This window comes from Maricaulis sp., assembly GCF_048269565.1.
Classification (GTDB): Bacteria; Pseudomonadota; Alphaproteobacteria; order Caulobacterales; family Maricaulaceae; genus Maricaulis.
Window position 1 is genome coordinate 95,771 of sequence record NZ_JBLXIK010000006.1, and the last position, 14,891, is coordinate 110,661.

Consider the following 14,891-nt stretch of genomic DNA (forward strand, 5'->3'; position numbering starts at 1 on the left):
GCACCATGCGTAAAACCATCACGGGCGCTGCCTTCGCCGCAGCGCTGAGCCTCGCCGTTTCCGTTCCCGCCTTCGCCGACTTGCGGGTCTTCGCCTGCGAACCGGAATGGGGGGCCTTGTCCGAGGAAATCGGCGGTGACCACGTCGATATCTACACCGCCACCACCGGCGGCCAGGATCCGCACCAGATCCAGGCCCGTCCGTCCCTGATCGCCCGGGCACGCCGTGCCGACATATTGATCTGCACCGGCGCGACGCTGGAGATCGGCTGGTTGCCCCAGGTCGTGCGCCAAGCCGCCAATCGCAATATCGGCGAAGGCCAGCCGGGGAATTTCGAGGCCACCAGCTTCGTCACCATGCTGGAGGTTCCGACATCGCTGGACCGCGGCCAGGGCGATGTCCATGCCCCGGGCAATCCGCACATCCAGACCGACCCCAACAATATCGCGATCGTCGCGCGGGCGCTGGCCCAGCGCTTTGCCGAGCTCGATCCGGACAATGCCGCCGTCTATCAGGCCCGCCTCGCCGACTTTCTCGAGCGCTGGGATGCGGCGTTGCTGCGCTGGGACACCGCGGCGGAACCCCTGCGGGGTCTTCCGGTCGTGACCCAGCACCAGAGCTGGGTCTATCTGGAGGAATGGCTCGGCCTCGACCGCATCGCGGTGCTGGAATCCCAGCCTGGCGTGCCGCCTTCGAGCGGACATCTGGCCGAAGTGGTCCAGACGCTGCAGGCTCAACCGGTGCGCATGGTGATCCGCGCGGCCTACGAAGATGACCGCCCCGCCAATTTCATCGCCGAACGCTCGGGCATTCCCGCAGTGGAACTGCCCTTCACGGTCGGCGGCACGGATGGCGCTGACGACCTGTTTAGCCTCTATGACGAAACCCTGCGCCGGCTGCTCGCCGCCGCCGGGCAGGAGTAGGCGGCATGGGGGCGCTTGAACTCAGCCTGCTGTTTCCCGCGCTGGTCGCGGGGCTGCTGGTCATTTCCACCCATGTGCCGATGGGGCGCCAGGTATTGGCCCGCGGCATCGTCTTTATCGATCTGGCGATCGCCCAGGTCGCCGGTCTCGGTGTCACCGCAGCGGCAGCCTTCGGCTTTGATGCCTCGGGCTGGAAGGTCCAGGTCGCCGCTGTCGCAGCCGCCATGCTGGGGGCCGTGCTGTTGCGTTGGACCGAGAAGCGCTGGCCATCGGTGCAGGAGGCGTTGATCGGCGTCCTGTTCGTGTTTGCGGCCAGTGTGGAGCTCCTGCTGCTGGCCAATAATCCGCATGGTGGCGAACATCTCAAGGACCTGTTGGTCGGACAGATTCTCTGGGTGTCGCTCGACAGCCTCTGGCCGATCGCCTTGATGTATCTTGTCGTGCTGGCGATCTGGTTTCTGGCCCGCGACCGCATCGGCCGGATCGGCTTTTACGGCCTGTTCGCGCTGGTGGTGACGCAATCGGTGCAGCTGGTGGGGATCTATCTCGTCTTCACGACTCTGATCGCACCCGCACTGGCGGCCCGCTTCTGGCCGGAACGCTTCGGGCTTGCCATCGCCTATGGTGTTGCCCTGGCCGGCTATGTCATCGGCCTGCTCGCCTCGGCCGCGTTCGACCTGCCGACCGGCGCCGTCATTGTCGTGGCGATTGTCGTGCTGATGGCGGGATCGATCCTGATCCGTGGCCGCGAAGTCAGCTCGGTCGAACACTAGACCTGGGACCCTGTCCGTCGGAGCCAGGGCTCCGGCGGGCAAGGTGACCGGTCAGATAATCTCGTCCTCGTCGAATATCGGCTCGGCATCGAGTTCCGACGCCATGTCCTCGAGTGTGGATTCGGCATCGGCCTTGCTGCTCAGCCGGGCGATATGGAACAGGCCATCGCCTTCATTGACCACAGGCAGATTGGTGCGGCCGATAATCAGCCCGCTCTGTTCGGCAATCAGTTCGATCTCGATCTCGCCGAACGGGTCGGAAATCACGCCGAGCACATCACCGGCCGAGATCTGGTCACCGATGGTCTTGTAGCTGCGCATCAGCCCGCCGGCAGGCGCCCGCATCCAGACGCTCGAGCGCGATTTCATCGGCGCGGTCCGGGTTGGCTGGACGGTCTTGGTGCTGATCATTTCCAGCTGACGCATCACCCGCAATATGCCGGAGACCCCGGCCCGGATGGCAAATTCATCGAAGCGCAGGCCTTCACCGGCTTCGTAGAGCAGGACATCGACACCGGCCTCCTGCGCCGTGTGACGCAGTGAGCCCTCACGGGTTTTCGAGGTCAGGATCAGCGGGGCACCAAAAGCTTCGGCCAGCTCCATCGTGCGTGGGTGGGCCGGGGAAATCCGGATTTGCGGCAGATTGGTGCGATTGATTGCGGCCGAATGGAGATCAATGCCGACATCGGAGCGCTTGACGATTTCCGTCATGAAGATGTGCGCCAGCCGCGCCGCGAGTGAGCCCTGGGTGCTGCCGGGAAAACAGCGATTGAGATCGCGGCGGTCAGGCAGATAGCGCGAATGCGACATGAAGCCGTAGGTGTTGACGATCGGCACGGTGAGCAGCGTCCCGCGCAGCCGGGCGAGGGCCGGGCTGCGCAGCAGACGGCGGACAATCTCGACACCGATGATCTCGTCGCCATGGATGGCGGCGCTGACGAACAGGGTCGGCCCGGCGCGCTTGCCGTGAACAACATGCGCCGACATCGTCACCGGGGTGTGATCAGACAACACGCTGACGGGCAGATCGATCGTGGCGCGTGTGCCGGCGGCGACATCATGCGTGCCGATCCGGAAGTCGGGGCGCGATGGCATCAGCGGGCACCCATGGTCTTGGTTATGCCAGGCATGGTCATCTTCTCCAAAAGCGCGATGATCTTGCCGTCATCGCAGGCCCCCTCATTGGTGCGGCACCGGTTGCCGCAAAAGCCATCCATATCGGGCAAGGGGCGCGCCGGCCGGGTCATCGAGGGCGGGGGAGTTTGAATTCATGCAGGCTTCTAAAATGGCAATCCAGAACTGTCGACAGAAAGAGTTCTGGCCTGATGCCAAACGATTCTTCCGGGGACTCGATATCGGACTGTCCCTGCGACGCCGCCACGACCGGATTCAGGGGGTCAGGCCCCGGTTGGCCCGGGTTGTTCCGGGATGGTGCCGGGCTGAAACTCGCTGATGCTGAGCCGGACCAGATCCTGGATGCGCTGCTGGAAGGCTTCAGGAATGGCGGCGCTACCCTTCCAGGGGCCACGGATAAGTTCACTGACGATCAGCCCGATGATTACGCTGCCCATCAGGCGGGCCCGCAGCTCGCAATGCTCGCCTTCAAGCAGGCGTGCAACGGGCTCGTCAAAACGCCTGACCATGGCTTCGCGGACGATGCCGGCGGCCGTTTTCGAGGAGGCCGAGCGCAGCATCATGAGCAGGTCGTCGATCGCCTCCGGGTCACCGGACTTGCTGGCGACCATTTCCGACACGCGGGCGCAAAGGCCCTCGCGGCCCTGCTTGATGATTTCCAGCGGTTTGTCCGGGCGCTCCAGCAATTGGGCGAACAAATCCTCCTTGGAGCCGAAATAGCGGCATATCAGCGCCGCATCGACACCGGCCTTCTGGGCGATGTCGCGAATACCGACCTCGTCATAGCTTTCATGCGAAAAGCAATCGCGGGCTGCGGTCAGGATGGCGGCGCGTGTGGCTTCGGCATTACGGGGTCTGGCAGGCTTGGCCATGGAAATCGACTCTTTCGAAACTTGGTTTGTCATCGGCTGTTGACATACCATAACCAATCCGACATTGAATGTCACCGGGTGATGACTTGTGGCCTCGGCCGCACGCATACCGACCGGCTTTCCAAGGATCAGACATGACTCGCCTCGCTTCATTTGCCGCCACTCTCTGCCTTTCGCTCGCCCTGACGGCCTGCGGCGCCGGGGGTGGTTCCCAACAGGCGCCCGGTGCGCCGCCGGTTGATGTCGCCACTCCGCTCGCCGAGCGCGTGGCCGACTGGGACGTGTTTACGGGCCGGTTTGACTCGCCGGAACATGTCGATGTGCGCAGCCGGGTCAGTGGCTATATCGACGCGGTGCATTTCGAGGACGGCGCCATCGTTGAAGCCGGACAGCTTTTGTTCACACTGGATCCGCGCCCGTTTGAGGCTGTGCTCGCCGCGGCGAACGGGCAGCTGGCCCAGGCACGAGCGCAACTGGTGCAGGCCCGTGCGGATCTGGACCGGGCCGAGCGGCTGCTGACCTCGCGCGCGATCTCCGAGGAAACGATCGAGCAACGGCGCACCGCGCTGCGAACCGCGGAAGCGGGCGTTGCATCGGCGAGCGCCAATGCCGACGCCGCGGCGCTCAATCTTGAATTCACCCAGGTGACAGCTCCGGCGGCGGGCCGCACCTCTTCGCGCATGGTCGACCCGGGCAATCTCGTCTCAGGCGGCAGTTCCTCGGGCGACATCCTGACGACAATTGTCGGGTCCGACCCGCTCTATTTTGAGTTCGACGCCTCGGAAGCGGTCTATCTGCGCTATCAGCGCCGCGAGCGTACCGATATCGCATCGCGCGTTGAAATCCGGCTGCAGGATGAGGCCGATTATCTGCACGTTGGCGAAATCGTCTTCGCCGACAATCGCATCAATCCGGCCTCGGGCACCATCCGGGTGCGGGCCCGGGTCGCCAATCCTGACGGGTTGATCCGCCCGGGCATGCTTGGGGCCGCGCGCGTTGGTGGCAGCGCCTTCTATGAAGCCTTGTTGATTCCGCAAACCGCCATCCTGTCTGACGGGCCGCGCCGGATCGTCTATGTCGTCAATGCCGAGAATATTGTCGAGCCGCGTGTCGTGGTCCCGGGGCCACCGAGCGGCAATCTGCAGGTGATCTCCTCCGGGCTCACACCGGCCGACCGCGTGGTCGTCAACGGACTGATGCGGACCCGGCCGGGCGGCAGTGTCACGCCGCAGGTGGTCGAGATCGTCCGGATCGACAGCCAGGGCCCTTCGGTGCCGATCCAGTCCCAGCCCGCATCCGGTGCCTTCCCCGCCGATCAGTAATCGTTTCTCGCGCTCAAACGCGACCAGGAAATCAACACCATGCGCCTCTCCCACTTCTTCATTGACCGGCCGATTTTCGCGCTGGTCCTCGCGGCATTCACCACGCTGATGGGCGTCTTCGCCTATCCGCAATTGCCGCTGGCCCAGTATCCCGAGATCGCGCCACCGACCATCCAGGTTAGCGCCAGCTATCCCGGTGCGACGGCCGAAGACGTCGCGGCGCAGGTCGCGGCGCCGCTGGAGCAGGAGATCAATGGCGTCGAGGGCATGCTCTACATGGCATCCTCTTCGACCGCTGACGGGCAGGCGAGCATCACGGTCACCTTTCAGCCCGGCACCGATATCGATACCGCCCAGGTGCTGGTCCAGAACCGGGTCAACCGGGCCGAAACGCGGCTCCCGGATACCGTGCGCCAGACCGGTGTTTCGGTGCAGGCGCAGGCCAGTGGCTTCCTGCTGCTGATCGCCCTGCGCTCGCTCGATGGTGAACTCGATGCCGACTATCTCGGCAACTACGCCACCTCCGACCTTCGCGACCGCATGCTGCGGCTGGACGGGGTGGGTGATGTGCGCATCTTTGGTGCCGGGAGCTACTCCATGCGCGTCTGGATCGATCCGGACCGCGCGGCAGCACGTGGCCTGACGGCCTCCGACATTGTCGGTGCCCTGCGGGCCCAGAATATCCAGGCCGCGGGCGGCAATCTCGGTCAGCCCCCCTTCGCCGAAGGCCTGCCGGCGGCATTCCAGTTGCCGGTCCAGGTCCGCGGACGGCTGATTGGCACCGAGGAATTTGCCGATGTCGTCGTCCATCGTGATGCCGCCGGCGCCGTCACCCGTCTCAGCGACGTCGCACGGATCGAGCTTGGCTCGGAATCCTATCTCGTGCGTGGCTATTTCGGCGGCGTTTCCGGTGTCGGCATCGCGATCGTGCAACAGCCCGGAGCCAATGCCCTCGCGACGGCCGAGCGCGTGATGAATACGATCGAGGAAGCGGCGCTCAGCTTCCCCGAGGGCATGGACTACATCATTCCCTACAACCCGACCGAATTCGTGGAGGCGTCGGTGGAGGCGGTGCAGAGCACGCTGATCGAAGCGGTGCTCCTGGTCGTTCTGGTCGTTGTCATCTTCCTGCAGAGCTGGCGCGCGGCCCTGATTCCGATCGTCGCCATCCCGATCTCCATTGTCGGTATCTTCGCCGTCCAGCTGGCTCTCGGCTTCTCCATCAACTCCCTGTCTCTCTTCGCCATGGTGCTGGCGGTCGGGATTGTCGTCGATGACGCCATTGTTGTTGTCGAGAATGTCGAACGGCTGATGCGCCAGGGCCTTTCCGCCCGCGATGCCTCACGCAAGTCGATGGACGAGGTCAGCGGTGCGCTGGTTGCCATGACGCTCGTTCTGGTTTCGGTCTTTGTGCCGACCGCCTTCCTGGGCGGGATTCCGGGCATTTTCTATCGCCAGTTTGCCGTCGCCATCGCGTCGGCTGCCGTGATCTCGCTATTCGTCTCCCTGACCCTGACACCGGCCATGTGTGCGCTCTTGCTCAAGCCCCATGGCGATGGCGAGGCGAAGGACCGCCTCGGTTTCATGGCGCCGCTGCGCTATGCCGGGCGCCAGTTCAATGCCGGCTTTGATTGGCTGGCCAATTATTATGGCAAATCGGTCGCGCGCCTGGTGCGCACGGTCATGATTGTGCTGATCGCCTACGGCGCCCTGCTTGGCCTGACCGCCTGGCGCCTGACCGACACGCCGACCGGCTTTATTCCCGAGCAGGACCAGGGGTCACTGATCGGCGTGATCCAGCTGCCGCCCGGGGCCTCGCTGGCGCGCACCGACGAGGTTGTCCAGCGCGCGCAGCAAGTGCTGCTGAATACCGACGGCGTCGAGACACTGGCGGCACTTGTCGGGCTGGACGGGTCCAGCTTCACCATGGGCTCGAACGCGGCGACCATGTTCATCGGACTGGATCCTTATGAAGAGCGGTTGGGCCGCCCGGGCATGTCCGCTGTCGAGCTCTCGCAGCAGCTCACCGGCGTTCTCGGCCAGGTGATACCGGAGGGCTTTGCCTTCATCATTGCCCCGCCTGCCGTGCGCGGCATGGGCAATGGGGGTGGTTTCAAGCTCATGGTCCAGGACCGGTCGGGACAGGGCATGGAGGCCCTGCAGAATGCCGCCAATGCGGTCATTGCCGCCGCCAACCAGGATCCGCGTGTGCAGCGCGTCTATACCAGTTTCAACACAAGTTCCCCGCGTATCCGGGTGGATGTTGATCGCGACCGGGCCCAGCGCATCGGGGTCGACCCGGAGGATGTCTACACAACGCTCGGCATTTATCTGGGCGGTAGCTATGTGAATGATTTCAACTTCCTGGGTCGAACATTCCGGGTGATGGCCCAGGCCGATGCACCATTCCGCAATGATGTCGCCGATATCGGACGGCTGCGGGTGCGCTCCCTGACGGGAGAAATGGTGCCAATCTCGGCAATTGCGACAGTGAGCCCCGATTCAGGTCCCATCCGTGTCGTTCGCCATAATATTTTCCCTTCGGTCGAAGTGCAGGGCAGCACACCGCCCGGCTGGTCGAGCAGCGACTCGCTCACGGCGATGGAAGAAATCGCCGACGCCACCCTGCCGCCAGGCTTTGGTTATGAATGGACCGAACTGGCCTATCAGGAGCGCGCTGCCGGCGATTCCGGCCTGTTCGTCTTCGCCCTCGCCGTGGTCTTCGTCTTCCTGGTGCTGGCTGCACAATATGAGGCCTTCACCCTGCCTTGGGCGGTGATCTTCATTGTCCCGATGTGCGTGCTCGCTGCGATGATCGGGGTCAATCTGGCCGGGATGGACAATAATATCCTGACCCAGGTCGGCTTGATCGTCCTGATCGCCCTGGCGGCCAAGAATGCCATCCTGCTGGTGGAATTCGCCAAACAGTCCGAAGACCGCGAACACTTGTCACCGGGAGACGCGGCGGTGATGTCGGCACGGTTGCGCCTGCGCCCGATCCTGATGACGGCGCTGGCCTTCATTCTCGGCGTTACCCCGCTGGCCTTCGCCCACGGCGCCGGCGCGGAAATGCGCCAGGCCCTCGGCGTTGCCGTATTTTCCGGCATGATCGGCGTGACGATATTCGGCCTGATCTTCACGCCGGTCTTCTATGTCGTCGGACGCTGGGTCTCGGCACGTCTGCCAAAGCCCGATACCGGCCAGGGCCCCGACACTCGCCAGGGCAATGAGGGCGACAGCACGGTCTGATTTGAAGCCATACCGGAATCGCGAAAGGCGGAAGTTTCCGCTTTTGTGGCTTGGCGTGATGGCATACTTGGGCAAGTATTCGCGTGATCCGTGTGTTCGTCGCGGAAATCTGTCCAGGAGCGCCTATGCCAGCCCAGTTCGAATTCGCTGACCGCACAGCGGTGATAACGGGGGCCGCGAGCGGCATCGGCGCGGCCCTGGCCCATGGTCTGGCCGCGCGCGGCTGCCGTCTGGCACTGGCAGATATCGACGAGCAGGGCCTGGACAGGGTCGCTGCAGCGCTCGACATCGCGCCGGACCGGGTCAGCCTGCACCATCTCGATGTCTCCGACCGGGAAGCGATCAACGCGCTGCCCGCCGCGGTGCGCGCGGCGCATGGCGGTGCGGCGCTGTTGTTCAACAATGCCGGTGTCGCCGTCGGCGGCCGGTTCGAGGATGTGTCCGAGGCCGATTTCGACTGGCTGATGTCGATCAATTTCTGGGGCGTGGTGCGCATGACGCGCGCCTTCCTGCCCCTGCTGCGCGAAGCCGACCAGGCCCATATCACCAATATTTCCAGCTTGTTTGGCCTGGTCGCTCCGGCCGGCCAGACCGCCTATAGCGCTAGCAAATTTGCCGTGCGCGGCTTTTCCGACTCGCTGCGCCATGAACTGGCCGGCAGCTCGGTCGGTGTCACCACCATCCATCCCGGCGGGATCCGGACCTCGATCGCGAAGAATGCCCGCCATGCGGCCGGAGCGTCGAAGGCCGAGCTTGAAGCGGGCCTTGCGCGCTTCGAGAAACTCCTCGTCATGCCGCCGGAGCAGGCGGCGGAGACCATTCTTCGCGGCGTCGCCCGCCGCCGTCCGCGTGTGCTGGTCGGGCGCGATGCCCATTTCATGGCCTTTTTCGAACGCCTCTTCCCGGCGCACTACTGGAGCCTGATCGGCCCCAAGGCGATGCATGAGGACGCGGACTCAACAACAGGGGAAACGTCATGACCTCGACCATTCTGATCGTCCTGGGCGCACTGCTCCTGCTGGGGCTGGCCATCCTGGCCGGTCTGTGGATCTGGTCGCGCATGGTGGCCGGCAAGGTCGAGGCGGCGATGCCGCCGGTTGGCGAGATCGTCGATGTGGCGGGCGGGAAAATCCATTTCCTCGACCAGGGGCAGGGGCGTCCGATCGTGATGATTCACGGGCTCGCCGGTCATTTGCAGAATTTCACCTATGCCACCACGGGCGCCCTGGCTGGCGAGTACCGGGTCATCGCGCTCGACCGTCCCGGAAGCGGCTATTCCGAACGCGACAGCGATGAACAGGCGCGGATCCCTGAACAGGCGCGGATGATCGCCGAATGGCTCGAGGCACAGGGGATCGAGAAGCCCCTGATCGTCGGCCATTCGCTCGGCGGTGCCGTGGCGCTGGCGCTGGGTCTGCTCTATCCGGATTCTGTGTCCGGCCTTGCCCTGGTCGCGCCGCTGACGACCCTGCCCGACGAGGGCGCCAAGGTGTTCGCTGCGCTGAAAATCGCCAATCCGGGCGTACGCCGTGCGGTGGCGGCCACGCTGGCGGTGCCGATGTCCATCCGCCGCGGCGAGCAGAGCCTGGCCTTTGTGTTCGGACCCGATCCGGCGCCCGCCGATTTCAGCACGCGCGGTGGCGGCTTGCTCGGCCTGCGCTCGCGCGCTTTCGTGGCGGCATCGACCGATTATCAGGCAGTGGCCCTTGACCTGCCGGCTCTGACGGCGCGCTTTGCCGAGCTGAGAATGCCGGTCGGCGTCATCTATGGCGATAGCGATCGCGTCCTCGATCACCGGCTTCATCTTGACGCCCTGAGACGCGCCATTCCGCAGCTGGATGAAGAGGTGCTGGCCGGGACCGGCCATATGGTGCAGATCTCGGAGCCGGACGCGACCGAGGCCTTCATCCGCCGCATGGCGGAGAAGAGCTTCGGCTAGGCGTGCTGCCTGATCCCTGCCGGCATTAGCGACCCCATCGCGCACGCCAGCCGCGTTCGTCGACATGGACGAAGGGGCCGTGATGGGCGTTTGGCGCGTATTCGCCGAGGCCACCGATCAGTGGCGAGAAGCTGGGGCTGTTGTGCGACAGGCTGTCGACCAGGTCGAACAGGGCCGCCGCATCCTTGCGGTCGTGAACGCCGTCGCCGTTGAGATCATCCATCACACCATCACCATTGGCATCGATGAAGATGTCGGCGGCGCCGCCATAGATATGGCGGGAATGGCGGCCATTGCCGAGGCCGGCATTATAGGCCGGGGTGCGATAGCCACTCATGACGGTGAAGGTGTCGGCCCGCCAGCCGCGTTCATTGGCGGCTTCCAGAATGCTCTCCAGCTTGACCAGAAGGCGTTCGCTGAGCACCAGATAGGGCGTGCCGTCGGTGGGCTGTTTGCACAGGAACTGGCCGAGCCGGAAATGCGGCGATACGGCCAGGTCGGCCATTCCGTCGCTTACTTCCAGGAAGTTTTCCGGGGCGCGATAATTGGCATGGCCCAGATAGGGCTCGGCCGGATAGCTGCCGAGTTGATAGCCATTGATGGCCTCGCCATCCGACGGCGAATGCGCGCGCATCACCACGAGATTGAGTTGCATCGTGTGCCCGTCATCATCGCGTAACTGCACCTGGGTCAGACCGGGTGTGTCCGGTGCGGTCCAGTCGAGTGCGGTTGCGGCCGGACGCGAGGCATCGCCCTCGACCCAGCTCAGCGCCTGTTCGCTGCGGATACGGACGGTTTCGCCGGGATGGGCGAAGACGGCGAAGGTGTCGAGATTGACCTCGAGATCATCGCGCAGGGTGATGGAAAACGGCAGGTGGCCGGGCTCGAATTCACTCGCCGGCGGTTGGGTCTGGTTGGGTGTCGGGGTGACCAGCCGTGCCTGGGCGACCTGCGGCAGAGCGGACAGCAGGGCGGCACTCAGGATGGCTTTACCAAGAAATTTTTTCATTACGCTACTCCACTGGCGACGGAGCAGCCTCCAGCGCCGAGATCAGTTCATCATCCCTATGATATAGGTCTGCGACGAAGCGGATTCCAGTCGACGGGTCGTGCACGGCTGTCCAGTAAAGGACATAGACCGGAATCGGTGCTGCCAGATCGAGCCGGGTCTCACGCGTTCCTGCCGCGATTTCGCGCAGGCCGGCGGCCGAAAGATCGGGGCTTTCCGCGATGGCCCATTCGGCCAGCTCCAGCGGGTCACGCAGGCGCAGGCAGCCCGACGAAAAGCTGCGCCGGTTATGCGCGAACAATTCCGGATTGGAGGTGTCGTGCAGATAGACATTGTGCCGATTGGGGAAGATCAGCTTGATCCCGCCCAGGGCATTGAGCGGTCCGGGTGCCTGGCGCAGCCGGTAGGGGAAATTGCGCGCCGGAACCGTGTCCCAGTCGATCGTCGCGGGATCGACCGTATTGCCCTCGCGGTCGAGGATCTGGAAGCCGAGCCGGGCCACGGCGTCGGGGTCGCCGCGGAACAGGGGCAGCTCATTGCGCACGGCGATACTGGCCGGTGTCTCCCACCACGGATTGACCACCAGATATTCCATCGCGCCTGAGAAGACGGGCGTCGGCCGGTAAGTCAGGCCGACAATGACATCATGCCGACGTTCCACCACGCCTTCATTGCGGGCCTCGAGCGAGAAATCGGGGATGTTCACCCGGATATGGCGGCGGCCCATGTCATCGGGCAACCAGCGCAGGCGTTCGAGATTGGCGCGGATCTGCGAGGCGCGGTAGCTGGCGGTCACATTCAGCTCGCGCAGGGTCTGGCTGCCGACGCGGCCATCGACATCAAGGCGCGTGCGTTGCTGGAAGGTTTCGACGGCGGCGCGCAAGCCGTCATCGTAAAACTCGGGATCCGGCGCAGGGTCCGGTGTCGGGATTCCGGGCACGGCCGCCCTATCAGGATCGTCTACCGGCGCCTCGGGCGTCGCGGGCTCCAGCGGGGCCAGTTCGCCGCTGGCTTCCAGCCGGGCGCGCAGCTGGGCGACGCGCGGACCGTGATCGCCGGGCGCCAGTTCCGGTCCGTCATCGATCCGCGGCCAGCCGCCTTCAAGGGCGATGGCTTCAAAGACAGGCAGGGCTGCGCGCAACGCCGTATAGGCCGGCTCGGTCGGAGCGAGTGCTTCGAGGCTGTCGGCGATGCGGCCGTTGGCCATTGCCAGGCGCAGATAGGTTGGCAGATCGCGAAACCGGCGCGCAGTAGTCCAGTCCGGCTCGAAGCGGGCCGGGTCGAAACGCCCGGCGAGCAGATGCGAGGCCAGGGCGAGATAGGCGCTGGTCGCCAGTTCGTCGACGGCCGGATCGGATCGCAGGGAATCGACCGCTTCCAGCTCTGCGAGATGATAGTCCTGCGGATTGAGCCCGTGACTGGCGGCACCACGAATGGCGATGACGAGATCCTTGAACCGGGCCCGGTTGGCCTCGCCCGTCCAGACCGGTTCCACGCTTTGGTGTTTCTCAAGCCCGGGGCCGGCGTCAAAAATGCTGCATTCTGTGGGCAGGGGGTTTTGGGCCAGGGCCGGCGCGCTGCTGATCGCCGCCACCAGGGCGATCATCATCGTCACGGGTCGTCGCATGCCTAGATCCATTTCAGATAGCGGAACACGGCGATCTGGATGGCGCCAATGCCGAACAGGCCGGCGACGAAAACCCAGAAGGCGCTGACATTGTCAGCCCCCGGTATGCCGCCGACATTGATGCCGAGCAAGCCGGTGAGGAAGCCGAGCGGCAGGAAAATCGCAGCAATCACCGAGAGCACGTAGAGATTCTTGTTCATCCGGTCGGCCAGCCCGTTGGCGAGCTCGTCCTTGACGATCTGGGCCCGTTCGCGAATGGCGTCGAGATCCTCGAGATAGCGGATCACCATATCGAGGTTTTCCTGCAGGCGGCGCTTGTTCATCGCATCCAGCCAGGCCAGCTCGGAGGTGCGCAGATGCGCGATGACATCGCGCTGGGGCGCGATATAGCGGCGAAACATGATCGCCTGCTTGCGGATGGTGTTGATCGCCTGGCGCGCGGCCGGGGTGGGCGCTTCCATCACTTCTTCCTCGACATCGTCGAGATTTTCGTCGAGCTCGGTCAGGACCGGCTCCATGCGCTCGAACAGGCGCGCGGTGAGCATGGCGATGAAGTCGGCGGAAGTCTTTGGTCCCGTGCCCTCGGCAAGGCGTTCGCGCAGGTCGGTGACGGCTTTCAGCCGGCGGCGGCGCAGGCTGATGATACGTGATCCGTCAATCCAGAGCCGGATCGAGACCATGTCTTCGGGCTGGGCATCGGCATTGAGATTGACACCGCGCAGGATCATCAGCGCGCCTTGGTCGAACATCACCATGCGCGGGCGCGTCTCCTCGGCCAGCAGCGCGTTGATGATGATCGGGTCGAGATAGGCGGTTTCGCGTTCCAGCCAGGCGCGGGCACCGGGATGGGTCGCGTCCAGATGCACCCAGGCGAGCGCCTCATCCTTGACCCGGCGCGCGACATCATCGCCGGTCAGCACATCGCCATGACCATCGCCATTGATCGAACAGGCGTGAAGGATACCGAACTCATTGGGCATTGATCGCCTCTCTCAGCGCGGCGGGATTCTTGATGTGAAGGTCGCGCTGCGGGAAGGGAATCTCGATGCCGTTATCGCGGAATTTGTGCCAGATCGCGAACATGACATCGCTCTGCGGCCGCCAGCGTCCGGCGACGATATCCTCGACCCAGAACGTCAGGGTGAAGTCGATCGAGTTGTCGCCGAAATTGCGCAGGAAGCATTGCGGCGCCGGATCGCTCATGCACATCGCATGTTCGGTCGCGGCTTGCAGGATCAGGTCATGAGCCAGTTCGAGATCGCAGCCATAGGCGACACCGATCTTGATCTCGACCCGGGCCTTGCTGGTTGAAAGCGTCCAGTTGGTCACCCGGTTGGTGATGAAATCCTCGTTCGGCACCAGGACTTCCTTGCCGTCGAGGGTCTCGAGCAGGGTGTAGCGGGCGCTCGATTTGCGCACGAAGCCGGTCACGCCGTCGGGCAATTCGATCAGATCATCGATATCGACCGAGCGTTCCAGCAACAGGATCAGGCCGGAGATGAAATTCGAGGCGATCGTCTGCAGGCCAAAGCCGACGCCGATGCCGACCGCGCCGCTGAACACGGTCAGCGTCGTCAGATTGAGGCCGAGCACGTCCAGTGCGATCAGGAAGGCGATGACATAGATCGCGATCTGCAGGATTTTCGAGACCAGGGTCCGGGTGGTGGGATGCAGCTTGCCGAGCTTGCGCACCCGGTATTGCACGGCATCGGCGACCGCGGCGGTGATCCAGAAGATCAATACCAGCGAGAGCAGGGCGCGCAACACGCCCCAGGCGCTGACCTGGAAGTCGCCGGCCCGGAAAGTGAGCGCTTCGGTATCGAGATATTGACTGACAATGGCGAGATTGCCCGTCACGCCGGCGATGACAATGCCCAGCAGGGTGATGAAGATCAGCCAGCGGGCCCAGGGCCCTTTCGGCTTGATGATGTGTTTCCAGAAATCGCCCATGCGTGCGTTGCCGTCCTGTTATGCGTACCGGAGCCGGCGAAACTGCCGGATCGTGTTCTGCTGCCTAGTCTGCCACGGCTGGTGGCGCAAGGC

Annotated in this window: 13 protein-coding genes; 6 read left to right on the forward strand and 7 right to left on the reverse strand. The window is 64.2% G+C overall.

The genetic code is table 11. The features are described 5' to 3' along the window. The first annotated feature begins 5 nt into the window (after positions 1–5). Positions 6–923 (forward strand): metal ABC transporter substrate-binding protein, encoded by a 918-nt coding sequence (locus tag ACN0YL_RS12035; protein ID WP_417498147.1) that lies wholly within the window; start codon positions 6–8, stop codon positions 921–923. 5 nt (positions 924–928) lie between these two features. Continuing rightward, positions 929–1,696, forward strand: coding sequence for a metal ABC transporter permease (locus ACN0YL_RS12040; RefSeq protein ID WP_417498148.1), 768 nt, complete (start codon positions 929–931; stop codon positions 1,694–1,696). 51 nt (positions 1,697–1,747) lie between these two features. On the opposite strand, the gene ACN0YL_RS12045 is transcribed toward ACN0YL_RS12040, so the two are convergent. The 3 genes from ACN0YL_RS12045 to ACN0YL_RS12055 form a co-directional block, all read right to left on the reverse strand. Continuing rightward, the gene (locus ACN0YL_RS12045; protein WP_417498149.1) at positions 1,748–2,791 is read right to left on the reverse strand and encodes a succinylglutamate desuccinylase/aspartoacylase family protein; all 1,044 of its coding nucleotides are present in this window, start codon (positions 2,789–2,791) and stop codon (positions 1,748–1,750) included. Next, entirely contained in the window at positions 2,791–2,943 is a 153-nt protein-coding gene (locus ACN0YL_RS12050) for a hypothetical protein (RefSeq protein WP_417490594.1), read from the reverse strand. Before ACN0YL_RS12050 ends, ACN0YL_RS12045 begins: the two co-directional genes overlap by 1 nt. A gap of 150 nt (positions 2,944–3,093) precedes the next feature. Beyond that, positions 3,094–3,702, reverse strand: a complete 609-nt coding sequence (locus tag ACN0YL_RS12055) for a TetR/AcrR family transcriptional regulator (protein ID WP_417498150.1) — start codon at positions 3,700–3,702, stop codon at positions 3,094–3,096. A gap of 134 nt (positions 3,703–3,836) precedes the next feature. On the opposite strand from ACN0YL_RS12055, the gene ACN0YL_RS12060 reads away from it, so the two are divergent. From ACN0YL_RS12060 to ACN0YL_RS12075, 4 genes are all read left to right on the forward strand, one after another. Next, a complete protein-coding gene (locus ACN0YL_RS12060; protein ID WP_417490596.1) occupies positions 3,837–5,024 on the forward strand; it encodes an efflux RND transporter periplasmic adaptor subunit in 1,188 nt (395 codons plus the stop codon). Positions 5,025–5,063: 39 nt separating this feature from the next. After that, positions 5,064–8,273, forward strand: coding sequence for an efflux RND transporter permease subunit (locus ACN0YL_RS12065; protein WP_417498151.1), 3,210 nt, complete (start codon positions 5,064–5,066; stop codon positions 8,271–8,273). 125 nt (positions 8,274–8,398) lie between these two features. Beyond that, positions 8,399–9,253 carry an SDR family NAD(P)-dependent oxidoreductase gene (locus ACN0YL_RS12070; protein WP_417490598.1) on the forward strand — a complete coding sequence of 285 codons (855 nt, stop codon included), beginning with the start codon at positions 8,399–8,401 and terminating at the stop codon, positions 9,251–9,253. Further along, positions 9,250–10,212: an alpha/beta fold hydrolase gene (locus ACN0YL_RS12075; RefSeq protein WP_417498152.1), complete on the forward strand. Its 963-nt coding sequence runs from the start codon at positions 9,250–9,252 to the stop codon at positions 10,210–10,212. Before ACN0YL_RS12070 ends, ACN0YL_RS12075 begins: the two co-directional genes overlap by 4 nt. Positions 10,213–10,237: 25 nt before the next feature. On the opposite strand, the gene ACN0YL_RS12080 is transcribed toward ACN0YL_RS12075, so the two are convergent. The 4 genes from ACN0YL_RS12080 to ACN0YL_RS12095 are packed head-to-tail and all read right to left on the reverse strand — an operon-like array spanning position 10,238 to position 14,798. After that, positions 10,238–11,221 carry a D-Ala-D-Ala carboxypeptidase family metallohydrolase gene (locus ACN0YL_RS12080; protein WP_417490600.1) on the reverse strand — a complete coding sequence of 328 codons (984 nt, stop codon included), beginning with the start codon at positions 11,219–11,221 and terminating at the stop codon, positions 10,238–10,240. Positions 11,222–11,225: 4 nt separating this feature from the next. Beyond that, the gene (locus ACN0YL_RS12085; protein WP_417498153.1) at positions 11,226–12,848 is read right to left on the reverse strand and encodes a L,D-transpeptidase family protein; all 1,623 of its coding nucleotides are present in this window, start codon (positions 12,846–12,848) and stop codon (positions 11,226–11,228) included. A 2-nt stretch (positions 12,849–12,850) separates the two neighbouring features. Next, positions 12,851–13,828 (reverse strand): zinc transporter ZntB, encoded by a 978-nt coding sequence (locus tag ACN0YL_RS12090; RefSeq protein ID WP_417490602.1) that lies wholly within the window; start codon positions 13,826–13,828, stop codon positions 12,851–12,853. Continuing rightward, positions 13,818–14,798: a mechanosensitive ion channel family protein gene (locus ACN0YL_RS12095; protein ID WP_417490603.1), complete on the reverse strand. Its 981-nt coding sequence runs from the start codon at positions 14,796–14,798 to the stop codon at positions 13,818–13,820. The genes ACN0YL_RS12090 and ACN0YL_RS12095 overlap by 11 nt, the downstream gene beginning before the upstream one ends. Between the last annotated feature and the right edge of the window lie 93 nt (positions 14,799–14,891).